Genomic DNA, 571 nt, shown 5'->3' on the forward strand with positions numbered 1-571 from the left:
CCGACTTATCGCATTGGTGTTGTGTAGCTGAAACTATGTTAGAAAATCAACCTAAAGCCGTACAAAAAGCTATTGAGCATACTTACCATGTTCATTCAAGGGTTGGTTCTGCCCAGAGCCCACAAGTAATAGACCCAAGAGACTGTAATTACGATCAAGAATTACTTCAATTTCAAGAATGGTGGAGTCTGATGATTAAAAATGCAAAGGATAATAATCGGGAACAACTAACAATAACCCCAGAATACGGTCCTTTTCCATATACAATTAATACACCAAATACAAAGATTCCTATGGGTGACCAATGGGAAATCAACGAATTTATTCGAAAAGGAATCCTAGAAAATTATAATATAGAGGTATAGGTCTCTATGTACTTATTATTAACACTATTTTTATGAAGTTTATACTATCAATCTTAGCACTCTTTTTATTTACTTACTCTTGCTCTCCTTCAAAAGAGGAAGGACCTGAAGTTATGGCGGCTGAAGACGTTCTTATACGAACCTTGGGACCCGAAAAGGCTTCTAAATTTATTTTCACCTACATTGAAAATGATTCCTTAGATTCT

1 pseudogene is annotated in these 571 nt (G+C 35.4%); it reads left to right on the forward strand.

Annotated features, from left to right (window positions below):
• Positions 1-365 (forward strand): annotated as a pseudogene (locus MWU65_RS17835) (sugar phosphate isomerase/epimerase); the annotation flags it as partial.
• Positions 366-571: the final 206 nt, after the last annotated feature.

This window comes from Cellulophaga sp. F20128, from assembly GCF_023015805.1.
Lineage (GTDB): Bacteria > Bacteroidota > Bacteroidia > Flavobacteriales > Flavobacteriaceae > Cellulophaga.